Below are 11392 nucleotides of genomic sequence, written 5' to 3'. Positions count from 1 at the left end.
AAACCCCAGCCGAAGCGTTCGCAAAATTTGTTGGTGTTGGGGCCTAGGCCCCAACACCAACAAATTACAGAAAAACCTTATATAGCGGTTTCACAGGGGGTGTTGCATTTACTATTGCAATTTAAGATATTCTATATTTTAGCCGCCGATCGATGTAAATGACTAAATCTCCACTTTTTGAAGGCATATCAAATAAACCTACACATTTACTGGCAAAGGTTGGTTTTAGCTTGTTCTATCAAATGATTGGAGATGTTTCTAAGTAGTTTATAAAAATGTGTTATAGAGCCTTCTAAATGTTGATAGCTAAGGGGTTACCTTTGTTAATTTCAAGACCCACCCGCCGGCATGAAAAATCATTTTAGATGCCATAGTAATCATGAATATTCACACCACTTAATTTTCTATTCAAAAATTTGAAGTGGGGGTTTCTAACGTATCGACACATCCCCGCTTAAAGTCAGTGGAGCTGTCACATCGGATACGCGTGAGTTTAAATACACGTAATTTATCTCGTAACAAACAATAAGCCCAGGTGTACCAGAAGTGATCTTTTAAATAGACTCCCATAGGTTCAATGGATCGATCCGTTTCATTTCCTTTATGATCTACATAGCGAATTCTTAGAACTTCGTTATTTTGAATGGCATGATAGATCGTTTGAATATGCTTCATTTGAATAGTTGGAGATGAAATGTCAAATTGGATGCTTTTCTCTTTCATTTCACTCGGATCAATGAGTCGATTGATTTTCGAAACCAAATTTTGAATTTCCTCAAACCCTATTACCTGTTGAACACTTTTAAGTGCCCACTGTATAGAAAGTAAATCGTCTAAGGTGAGATACTTTTTATCCAATCGAAATCTGGGCATTAATTCGTATCCACCCTCTTTTCCCATAATAGACAGGATCGGAATTCCTGCACGGTTGAGGGTTTCCATGTCTCTATAAATGGTTCGTTCTGCTACCTCAAAGTAATCAGATAATTCCACTGCTTTCATTCTTTTTTTATGAATGAGCAGCACAGTGATTCCCAGCAAACGATCAATTTTCAAGATTCGCAACCTCCCTTCCTACATGTCTTTTTTCAGATATTGTGCGGTTAAGGAGTTGTTCTTTGTCACTAAATCATGTGGCGTGCCCTCAAACATGATTTCTCCTCCATTTTTCCCACCCTCTGGCCCCAGATCAATGATCCAGTCTGCTTGTTTCATGATGTCCATATTGTGTTCAATAACAATGACTGTGCTTCCGTTATCAACTAGGCGATTTAAAATGGATAACAGGTGACCGATATCAGACATGTGAAGCCCTGTTGTCGGTTCATCCAACACATAAATGTTCCCGTATTGATGCAATTCACTGGCTAGTTTAATTCTTTGGCATTCACCACCAGATAAAGTGCTTAGAGGCTGCCCCAATGTCATGTAATCTAACCCCACGTCAGATAATGTTTGGAGTGTTGGGACCACTTCTTTTCGCCGAAAGAATTGAAGCGCCTCTTTAATCGTCATATCCAAGATATCTTTGATATTTTTTTCACCTATTGTATGTTGCAGTACCTCATCCTTAAAGCGTTTACCCTGGCAGGTTTCGCATATTGTTTGAACACCTTCCAGAAAAGCCAAATCCGTATAGACAAACCCGTTTCCTCCGCATTCTGGGCATGCTCCTTTTGAATTAAAACTAAATAAAGATTTACTGACATGATTTGCTTTTGCAAAGTACGTCCGAATTGGATCCAAAATTCCTGTATAAGTGGCCGGATTGGATCTTCTTGACGTACTAATCGCCTTTTGATCAATCACAATAATATTATTAAAGAGGGAAACAAGCTCATCATGTACCAAACTGCTTTTGCCGGAACCAGCAACCCCTGTTACAACGGTTAACGTATGCTTAGGAAACCTTACATCAAATCCTTTTAAATTATGGGAAGTGGCTTTTTCGATTTCCAAATAACCCTGAGGCTGACGTACATGCTCCTTTAGCGAATGCTTAACTTTCATATATTCACCAGTCAATGTTCCTGAATGCATCAGTCTTGAAAGATCACCTTCATATACAATTTCCCCACCCTGTATCCCTGCTTCAGGGCCAACATCAATAATGTGATCTGCAACCTCGATTACATCTCGATCATGCTCCACAACAATCACTGTATTTCCCTTATCACGAATTTTTTTAAGCATTTGATTTAAATTCCCAACATCACGGGGATGCAAACCGATACTGGGTTCGTCAAAAATATAGATCATGTCGGTTAAATTACTGCTTAAATGGCGTACCATTTTAATTCGTTGGGATTCACCACCCGAGAGCGTTGACGTTTCTCTGTTTAATGTTAAATAATCCAGACCCATATCCATCATTTGCGAAATTCTTCCGAGCATCCCATCTAAAATTGGTTTTGTTACTGAATTCATTAAGGGCTTTAAAAAAAGAAATAAATCACCTAATTCCATCGCAGAAAGATCTGCAATATTATAGGATTTTATTTTGCAACTTAATGTTTTCGGATTTAATCTTGTCCCATCACAAGCGGAACAGGAACCCGAAATACTGAAATTATCAACGTGATTTCGTGTTTTTTTGGAATGCTGACTTAGATCCCTTTGTAAATAAAGTCTGTTGAATTTGACAACAACACCTTCATAGTCTGAATTGATATCTCCGGCGCTCGAGGGTAACTTAATTTTAATGTTTTTCCCGTACAGCAATTGGTTCCTTTCTTGTTTCGTGTAGTTTTCCAATTTCTTATCGTTATCAAAAAGACCGGATAAAACATATGATTTCCAATAAAAGCTATTGACTGCGAATAGAGGGAATTGTATCGCCCCCTCATTTAGCGACTTTGATTTATCAAACATTTTATCTATGTTAGGTTTGATTTGTTTCCCTAAACCCTCACATTTAGGGCACATTCCCTGTGGATCATTAAAGGAAAATACATGGGAATAACCTACGAAAGGCTCTCCGACCCTGGAAAACAGAAGTCTCAACATAGAGTAAACATCAGTAATCGTTCCAAGCGTTGAGCGAGCATTCCCTCCTAATCGTTTTTGGTCAATAACCATAGCCGGTGAAAGATTTTCAATTGAATCAGCATCCGGTTGGCTATACTTAGGTAACCGATTTTGTATGAAGGTCGTAAACGTTTGATTCAGTTGACGTTGAGCTTCTTTACTGATTGTGTCGAACACAATAGATGATTTGCCAAACCCAGAAACCCCGGTAAATACAGTAATTTTTTTCTTTGGGATATTGAGCGACACATTTTTTAGGTTGTTTTCTTTCAAACCAGTAAGTTTAATATATTGATTTTCATCCATGATCAATCACCCTGTATATATAATGACATTACTTCAATTCCATTATAAGCAATTACCCTGTCAACTGTATGTCAGGGTAAGAAAAATATATAAAATCTTTTCAACAGTTCTAAGTCATCTTGCCGACAACTTTATTTTAAAGTCTGGATACTCCCTGGTTCTGGAAGTTTATAAAGGTATACCTTTAAGGATGGAGAAAGCACAATTATAAAACCGTGATAGATCAAGTTTGTAAACGTGGTTAATAAAATTTATAAACGTTTGTCTACTTTATTTACCTTGTACAAACAAAAGTTTTATAATTTAGTAGTAAAAAAGGGGGAAATGAAAATGGCAGCCACTTATGGATACATACGGGTAAGTTCCAAAGATCAGAATGAACAGCGTCAGTTACACAAAATGATGGAGAAGGGCGTAGAGGCACGCCGCATTTTTGTTGATCGAGCAAGCCGAAAAAAATTTGAACGCCCACAATACCAAATACTGCGTAAGATTCTCAGTGAAGGAGACATTGTTTATTTAGATGCCCTTGATCGCATGGAGCGTAACTACGATGAGGTCATTACTGAATGGAAGTACATAACAAGAGAATTAAAAGCGGACATCGTCGTACTTGAGAACGAAACCTTATTTGACAGTCGCAAGTTCCGTGAAATGGGCGATATGGGACGTTTAATGGAAGACCAATTTTTATCTTTGCTTTCGTATGTTGCGGATCATGAACGGAAAAAAATTCGCCAGCGACAAGCGGAAGGTATCGAGGTAGCAAAATCTCAAGGGAGACATTTGGGGCGTCCTCAAATCAATCTTTCCATCCTGAGTAAAAAACAGCGTCAAATAATAGAAGAAAATCATTCAAAGTGGAGAAACGGTGACATAACAGGAGTCATTTTTATGGAGATGTTAGAACTCAAGAAAAATACGTTTTATAAAACCATGAAGGAATATGAAGGAGTAAAAATTATGTAGCTTACCAAAATGTTTTTCCTCCGAGGACATGATTGTAATAATGACGTCAGGGGGAAATGGCGGCTAAATCGATGGATGCTACCTTTACCCTTAATAATGAAATCGGCACTTGTGGATGCAGTTTGACAAACATTGATATTATCAAAACTGTCATTCCCTAAGTCGAGACATCTAAAAGTAGTTGGTCCGTCATTTTTTTGGCATATTTTTTAATTATTACGATTTTGGGGTAATGCCTTGAAATGTGTCCTGCCATCACGAAGTTCTACATTCACCCCAAACCCTTCTTTACCCAAATAGGCAAAGATAGTGGAATTGCCATCAAACTTTTTATACGTCCTTGATACGCCATCTTTTTTGGTGTTAGAATTATCAAAAGGAGATACATCCACATCTAATGGCGTGCATTGTACATTATTTTTCAGCGTGATGGGCATCAATAAATGAGAACTAGGCAATAAGTTCAGCAGATTCGTCAAGTAATATCGAGCCCCATGGGTTAGATGTTGTATCTGGGTTTATGGGTGATATTTAGATTTCCTATTACGGAACCAGGGTGATAATATAGTATGCTGCCGCTGGTGATCCCATCCCTATAATAATGAACGCAATCATCGAAAAGAATAGTGTCAGCAATAATTGCGTTTCAGCATTCATCGCAATCGTACTAGCTATATTCACCAAGGTGTTTCTTAACTTTAAATCTAAGCCTGTTCTGGTCACACCCCCTACAATGAACCGGCACAGTGTAGCCGTGCTACATCAAGTGCTGTCCTGGCACCGGAAGTAAGTGCAACGATAAATTTGCTAGGTGTAATTCTTGTATCTTTTCGGAACATGCTGATAAGTTCGTGATTCCTATTCCATAAAGTGCTGTTCTTTCAATTCTAAACCCTTCGAACAATAGCCAGACGATGGCCAAAATCGTCGACAGCAATAAATGGATTTCTTCAATACTTCCAACCGGTTTGTCATCTGATCCTTTGGAAGACCGACCAGACCTGTCCGTTTAACTGATCACCCCTATAACTCTAAAATATAAAAAAGCGCAAAGCACAAATATATTCATATCGTTTTGTACCTTGAGCGTAGCGAATAGAATGGTTATAAAAATGACAAGTAACAGCAACACTGCCATAAGAAGGATAATGATTAAAAGTTTTAATTTTATTGTGCGTAGCACCATGTTTGGTTTAACCCACCAAAAATCTGATACGCTTGGTAAAGCCTATCATAATATATACTATTTGGAACCTTCAGGTAATTGTAAGTATTAAATTCACATATTCAGTTGAAATGTTTCACCTTTTCTTTTTGCAAAAATGTTTTTACATAAATAAATAGTATTAAGTATGTAATATCCTTGGCACGTTGTAATTGAATGACAGATCACTCAAACAAATGATCCGGCAGCCCTCTCCCGATTACAGGATCAACTGCCGGCCATTTTCATCCATACTGCATGTAAACTTTTTAGTTCACGCCTTGATCTTCAAAGTAACTTTCCGCTCCAGGGTGAAGGTCAATTCCAACACCGTCAAGGGCAGAATCCAATGTGATATCTGAAGCTCTGTCATGCGCCATTGATTCCGCATTTTCATAAATAGCCTGTGTAATATCATAAACAACATCATCAGACAAATTATCTGCTACAGCTATCATGGCAAGTACTGCAACTGTTGTTACTTCCTCTTCAAGTCCATAAGTTCCTGCTTCAATGGTGTTTTCAGCATAGAAAGGATACGCTTCAACTAACTCTTCGATCTTATCCTGCTCTACAGGTAGAACTTTTACACCGACTGTTGCTGTTAGTTCTTCAACAGCACCTGTTGGTGTCCCCCCAGTAATGATAGCCGCATCAATATTTCCATCCTGAATCCCGCCAGTGGACTCACCGAAGTCGAGGTTTTGCGCGTCAATATCATCCATTGTCAGCCCATGTATTTCAAGGATCTGTTCGGCATTAAAAAATGTACCAGAACCTGGTGCTCCAACAGAAACGGTTCTGCCTTCCAAGTCTTCGATGGACTCAATGTCAGAGTCTTCCGTAGTAACAATTTGAACGGTTTCCGGATATAACGATCCGATTGCCAATACATTATCTACCGGTTCACCTTCAAACCCAGCTATACCTTCCACAGCCTGAGCCATCGTATCTGTTTGAACCATTGCCAGTTCTGCTTCACCTTGCTGCAGGTCAACTATGTTATCTGCTGATGCGTTTGAGGAAAGCGCGTCAGTTGAAATTCCTGTAGCATCAGAGATGTTCGATGCCATTTCTCCGCCAAGTGGGTAATATGTGCCACTTGTTCCACCAGTTAACAGACTTAGAAATTCAGGTGTATCTCCTTCAGCAGCTTCCCCATCGTCAGTTTCGGTACCTCCGTCATCCGTGTCAGTACCACCATCATCTGCGTCATCCCCGCCACCACATGCTGCTAAGAATAGTGCAAGCACTAATAACATGGCGAGTAGTACTAAATTCTTCTTTTTCATACTAAAATCCCCCTTTTGTATCTTTAGTAATAACATTTTACCTTCAACTTCAATAGATTGTCAATTAAATACATGAAACGCTTACATTTATAAAACTATCAATCTAAATAATCAAACAGCGAGACGGATCCTTATTTATATAATTATTGAAAATGTTGATTAACGAAACAGAAGAACCGTCCCTTGGTTTCACGCATAGATCCTGTATGGATGATAACACACCTCCAACATTTAAAACAGACGTCACCAGCTCGTCGTCATTTCCGCCTAATGAACAGGGTCTACCTTAATATGGAGCCGAAAAATGATGTCATAGCAGCCTCCTCATTTTCTGCCTGTTAAATTAGCTTGGCGATTTTTACCGGTGGAAGATATCAAACAGTAGAATCCACTATCGTTATAAATTATTACTCAAGGGAGCATTTCATTCCTATTATTTTGGTGTTTATTCGATTTGTGGGGAAAGTGACATAAAAAGGCTCTTCATGTATTTCATTAAAAAACAGCCCTCCCTATAGAGGAAGGACTGTTTTATACTTTACTCTTCGATATATACGTCTTTTAGCATGAGGATTTGGGTTGGCAGTACTTCCAATCCTTGTACTTCATCACGCACGCTAAACACATACTCTTGATGATGCAGATAAAGCATTGGAGCCAGTTCAGTTAACCTCTCCTGGGCAGCTGTATAGATCTCCTGACGTGCTTCCGTGTCACCTTCACGACGACCTTCATCAAGCAGTTCATCCAGCTCATCATCACTGATGAATGAACGGTTTCCTGGTTCACCTATATTATTGGAGTGGAACAGTGCATATAGTGCATAGTCCGCATCCCCTGTAACTGTAGACCAGCCAAGCACAAACATATCATGCTCCCCGTTTGCCGTCTGTTCCAGGTAAGCACCCCACTCAAGCACTTCTACTTCCACATCAATACCGATTTCCCCAAGCTGTGCCTGAACGTTTGTCGCTGCGTCAATTCGCTCACGGCTGTCATTTGTCCAGATGGTAGTGGAAAAGCCATCTTCATATCCCGCTTCTGCAAGCAGGTTTTGCGCTTCTTCCAGATCAAACTCCAATCCAGATACACTGTCATCATATCCAAATACATCAGGCGGAATTGGACCTATAGCCGGAATACCAATACCGTCATAAATTCCATCAATTATCTGGCTTTTGTCAATCGCCATATTGATTGCCTGACGTACCAAAGGATCATCAAATGGTTCCTTTTCCATGTTAAACCCGATATAGGAAAGACTTACACTTGGCTGTTGAAGCACACTAACGTCTTCCGTACCCTCAATTTGCGGAATATCAGAAGGACTTAACGGGTATGCCATATGGGAGTCCCCTGTTGTTACTTCAGCCACACGGGTTAAGTCTTCACCAACAACTTTGAATGTTACAGAGTCAAGCAGTGCATTGTCGTCCCAGTAGTCTTCATTTCTTACAAGGCGGACAAATTCACCAGGCTGCCACTCATCAAATTCAAAATAACCGGTTCCAACAGGATTTTCGTTAATGACACTTCCCGGTTCTTCTCCATTTTCCATTGCTTCATAATCAGCTTCAATTTGTTCCAAAGCTACCATACCGCCACCACTGTGCGCAAGGTGTGCCGGGAGTGGAGCAAATGGATACTCGGTATGAAAGCGTACAGTATAATCATCCACTACTTCCACTTCTGTTACCATTTCATATAGAAAAGCACGTTGTGAAGCTACATCCGGATCAAGCACACGATCAATGTTTGCTTTTACAACCTCTGCATTAAAATCAGAACCGTCATGGAATGTTACGTCTTCACGAAGTGTGAATTCCCACACATCATCTTCAACCTGTTCCCAGCTCTCTGCAAGGCTTGGCTGAACTTCCATATCTGCATCCTGTATCGTTAACCTCTCAAAAACATTCTCCTGCACGTCACTAGATGGTACATCGTTTGAACCGGCCGGATCAAAAGCTACCATATCGGCAGATTTTGCAATCACAAGGTCGCCGCCCTGTCCATCGCCATCTTCAGTTGCATCGTCACCTGCATCGTCTGCAGCGTCATCATCTGTTGCTTCTTCGCCAGTATCTGCGTCATCTGTGCCGCCATCATCATCAGGCTCACTTGCGCATGCAGCGAGAAACACACTAAGCAGTAATGCAAACGCCAGTAAAAGGATTGCCTTTTTCGACATTCTCATTAATTGTTACCCCCATTTTATGTAGTTTAGATTATCCTGATAAAAGATCAGAACTTAAAATTAAATATACCCTATTTTTTTCAAAAAAACAAGTATATATTTTAAATTTTAGTATTGCCAGAAAAATCATTATTTCTATAACATATGCATCTATTTTTCTTTTATTTTTCTTTTTTCGTATTCTTTTCTTTTTTCCGCAGACAGGACTTTTTTCACCTGTAAAAGTGTTATTTAAAACATACCAATAAATGGCTATAAACTAATGCTTTCAATGGTTATTTCAGCCTATTTTCCTCTTTATAATATGATTTATGTCATACCAGCTTGTAAAAATTTCTATATTGTAATATACCCTTGTCATGATATAATAACTATCATTATTACTTATCACTATCTAAACAAGAATTTTATAGGAAAGGAAGTAAGCAAGCTATGAGCGAAGAAATGCAAACGATTGATAATCCTCGGACAGCTGTAAAACCACCGAATCCACGGTTTAAGAATGCTAATATTGCTTTTAATAAACTCAGAAAAAATAAAGCAGCTTTGATTGGCGGCCTCATGATTTTGTTTTTTATTGTTGTGGCATTCATTGGGCCTTATTTCACACCATATCAGCCGGAAACACCTGATGTTATGAATAAATTACAGTCACCTTCCGCGGATCACTGGTTTGGTACTGATCACCATGGGCGGGATATATTCAGCAGGATTATCCATGGTATGTCGATTACACTGTATATAGGATTTTCAGCAGTAGCCATGGGTGGTACTTTAGGCGTTGTTCTCGGGATGATTTCCGGTTATTACGGGGGAAAAACTGATACACTTATTATGAGAATCATGGATGTGCTACTCGCTTTTCCTGGTATTCTATTAGCACTCGCCATTGTTAGTGTACTAGGTCCTAGTTTAAATAACGTTATAATTGCAGTTGCTATTTTCTCCATACCTGTTTTTGCAAGAATTGTACGCGGTTCTACACTTTCTGTCAGAAAACTCGAATACATTGATGCGATGAAAGCACTAGGGTCGAGTGATGTTCGTATCCTTTTTAAACATATTTTGCCAAATATTGCTTCTCCTATTATTGTACAGGCAACATTGAGTATCGCTACTACGGTACTAACTGCTGCCGGACTATCCTTCCTGGGACTGGGGGCACAGCCGCCAATGCCAGAGTGGGGCGCCATGCTTTCCGACGGACGGAATTACATGTACAATGCCTGGCATGTTGCATTTTTCCCTGGTGTAATGATCGTTTTAGTCGTGCTGGCATTTAATATTTTTGGTGATGGATTAAGAGATGCACTTGATCCGAAAATGAAAGAGTAGAAAGGGGTGCAACCATTATGTTTAAATTTATAGTAAGAAGACTTCTTCAGACAATACCGGTTCTAATCGGTGTTTCGATACTTGTATTCAGTTTAATGCATTTGATTCCTGGTGACCCCGCTGTAATTATGTCCGGGGAAAGTGCACCGGAGGAACAGGTAGAAAATATGAGAGAACGACTGGGATTGAATGATCCCCTTCATACTCAATATTTTAATTATATCTCCAATGCCGTACAAGGAGACCTGGGAAGCTCCATCCGAAGCGGGCGGGCAGTCACCGATGAAATAGGCGGACGATTTTGGGTCACGGTCGAGCTTGCCGTATACAGTACGATTTTAAGTATATTTATGGGCTTAATTGCAGGAATTGTCTCTGCTACACGTCAATATTCTTTTGCTGATACTTCTTTAATGATTATCGCCTTGTTCGGTGTATCCATGCCCAATTTTTGGCTGGGTCTTATGCTGATTCAGTGGTTTGCGATTGGCACAGATTTGCCGAGCTGGATTCCATTTGTAGAGAATACAGCCTGGTTAAAACCATCCGGCTGGGGCGAATTTTCACAGGTTATTTTACCTGTTATTACACTTGGAACCAGTGGGGCTGCTATCATTGCCCGTATGACACGTTCCAGTATGCTTGAAGTCATTAATCAAGATTATATCCGTACGGCGAGAGCTAAAGGGGTAAAAGAACGAGTTGTTATTTATCGTCACGCATTAAAAAATGCGTTAATTCCTGTAGTAACTGTTGTTGGCCTTCAGTTTGGCGCCCTTTTAGGTGGTACAGTACTGACAGAGACTGTATTTGCAATCAACGGAATGGGTAAATTAATCATTGATTCCATTCAGGCTAGGGACTTCCCAATTGTTCAAGGAACAATCCTCGTTGCAGCTTTATTGTTCGTATTGGTAAACATGTTTGTTGACATAGCTTATCGATTCTTAAACAAGCGTATTGACTTAGACTAGTAGATATTAATATACAGGTTCATTAGAAGGATGAAAAGGACCCAAAAAGTTCGAGGCGGCGCAGTTTTAAGCACAAGGAAAACTGTTC

At 39.6% G+C, this 11392-nt stretch carries 9 protein-coding genes; 3 read left to right on the top strand and 6 right to left on the bottom strand.

What is annotated here, in order from left to right:
- Positions 1 to 408: 408 nt before the first annotated feature.
- Positions 409 to 1056 (bottom strand): helix-turn-helix transcriptional regulator, encoded by a 648-nt coding sequence (locus tag ACDX78_RS18550; protein WP_486029676.1) that lies wholly within the window; start codon positions 1054 to 1056, stop codon positions 409 to 411.
- 18 nt (positions 1057 to 1074) lie between these two features.
- A complete protein-coding gene (locus ACDX78_RS18545) occupies positions 1075 to 3333 on the bottom strand; it encodes an ATP-binding cassette domain-containing protein (protein WP_486029675.1) in 2259 nt (752 codons plus the stop codon).
- A gap of 330 nt (positions 3334 to 3663) precedes the next feature.
- On the opposite strand from ACDX78_RS18545, the gene ACDX78_RS18540 reads away from it, so the two are divergent.
- Positions 3664 to 4302, top strand: a complete 639-nt coding sequence (locus ACDX78_RS18540) for a recombinase family protein (RefSeq protein WP_486029674.1) — start codon at positions 3664 to 3666, stop codon at positions 4300 to 4302.
- A 209-nt stretch (positions 4303 to 4511) separates the two neighbouring features.
- Here the strand turns inward: ACDX78_RS18540 and ACDX78_RS18535 are convergent, their stop codons facing one another.
- The 4 genes from ACDX78_RS18535 to ACDX78_RS18520 form a co-directional block, all read right to left on the bottom strand.
- Entirely contained in the window at positions 4512 to 4781 is a 270-nt protein-coding gene (locus ACDX78_RS18535; RefSeq protein WP_486029672.1) for a hypothetical protein, read from the bottom strand.
- A gap of 64 nt (positions 4782 to 4845) precedes the next feature.
- Positions 4846 to 5025: a hypothetical protein gene (locus tag ACDX78_RS18530; RefSeq protein ID WP_486029671.1), complete on the bottom strand. Its 180-nt coding sequence runs from the start codon at positions 5023 to 5025 to the stop codon at positions 4846 to 4848.
- Positions 5026 to 5775: 750 nt separating this feature from the next.
- A complete protein-coding gene (locus tag ACDX78_RS18525; protein WP_486029669.1) occupies positions 5776 to 6798 on the bottom strand; it encodes a TAXI family TRAP transporter solute-binding subunit in 1023 nt (340 codons plus the stop codon).
- Between the two features lie 538 nt (positions 6799 to 7336).
- Positions 7337 to 8995 carry a glutathione ABC transporter substrate-binding protein gene (locus ACDX78_RS18520; RefSeq protein ID WP_486029667.1) on the bottom strand — a complete coding sequence of 553 codons (1659 nt, stop codon included), beginning with the start codon at positions 8993 to 8995 and terminating at the stop codon, positions 7337 to 7339.
- Positions 8996 to 9427: 432 nt separating this feature from the next.
- Between ACDX78_RS18520 and nikC the strand changes: the two genes are divergently transcribed.
- Positions 9428 to 10330 (top strand): nickel transporter permease, encoded by a 903-nt coding sequence (gene nikC / locus ACDX78_RS18515; protein WP_486029665.1) that lies wholly within the window; start codon positions 9428 to 9430, stop codon positions 10328 to 10330.
- A gap of 17 nt (positions 10331 to 10347) precedes the next feature.
- Entirely contained in the window at positions 10348 to 11304 is a 957-nt protein-coding gene (locus ACDX78_RS18510) for an ABC transporter permease (protein ID WP_486029663.1), read from the top strand.
- Positions 11305 to 11392: the final 88 nt, after the last annotated feature.

Source organism: Virgibacillus oceani (genome assembly GCF_041521345.1).
GTDB classification, from domain to species: Bacteria; Bacillota; Bacilli; order Bacillales; family Amphibacillaceae; genus Virgibacillus_N; species Virgibacillus_N oceani_A.
The sequence above is the reverse complement of the archived record's forward strand: the minus strand, read 5'-3'. Positions and strand labels throughout refer to the sequence as shown.

Excerpts from the sequence above, each read along its gene's own strand:
- ACDX78_RS18545 (WP_486029675.1), bottom strand. The coding sequence starts at position 3,333 with ATGGATGAAAATCAATATATTAAACTTACTGGTTTGAAAGAAAACAAC.
- ACDX78_RS18540 (WP_486029674.1), top strand. The coding sequence starts at position 3,664 with ATGGCAGCCACTTATGGATACATACGGGTAAGTTCCAAAGATCAGAAT.
- ACDX78_RS18525 (WP_486029669.1), bottom strand. The coding sequence starts at position 6,798 with ATGAAAAAGAAGAATTTAGTACTACTCGCCATGTTATTAGTGCTTGCA.
- ACDX78_RS18520 (WP_486029667.1), bottom strand. The coding sequence starts at position 8,995 with ATGAGAATGTCGAAAAAGGCAATCCTTTTACTGGCGTTTGCATTACTG.
- nikC (WP_486029665.1), top strand. The coding sequence starts at position 9,428 with ATGAGCGAAGAAATGCAAACGATTGATAATCCTCGGACAGCTGTAAAA.
- ACDX78_RS18510 (WP_486029663.1), top strand. The coding sequence starts at position 10,348 with ATGTTTAAATTTATAGTAAGAAGACTTCTTCAGACAATACCGGTTCTA.